Raw genomic sequence first — 429 nt, 5'->3', positions numbered from 1 at the left:
GTTATAACGAATATATGGTGAAGAAGTAATAAAGGAACCCACTGAGTAGGTTTATGCATGAGCCACTTGGCGGGCTTTTTGATGGATAGGAAAGTGATATTTAAGGAAGCAAGGGCTGGGTCATTTAAAGCTGTTTTAGAATTAAAACATTCTTCCGAGAATTTGTTTGATGAACCAGTACAGTCTCAAATATTATCGGAGTTGTTTGAGCTTCTGTTTTCTTCTGAAGGAGAAGAAACCCTAAGTGAGTCAATCTCATTCTTGGGACCTCGTGCTTTAAAAAATTATTCTGAATGGACAAAGACATTAAGAGATTTAGATACTACAGTAGAAGTTGAATGGGCATCTTCTTATAAAGGATATTCAAAAGTAGCTATTAATCCTGAAAAAGCAGAAAATATTTATAAAATACTAAGTGAATTTTCTGAA

At 34.0% G+C, this 429-nt stretch carries 1 protein-coding gene; it reads left to right on the top strand.

The features are described 5' to 3' along the window. Positions 1-81: 81 nt before the first annotated feature. The coding region (locus RZN25_18615) for a hypothetical protein (protein MEQ6378796.1) at positions 82-429 on the top strand (348 nt) is incomplete at its 3' end.

Source organism: Bacillaceae bacterium S4-13-56, assembly GCA_040191315.1.
Classification (GTDB): Bacteria; Bacillota; Bacilli; order Bacillales; family JAWJLM01; genus JAWJLM01.
Note: the sequence above shows the minus strand (reverse complement) of the source record. Positions and strands in the feature narration are given on the sequence as shown.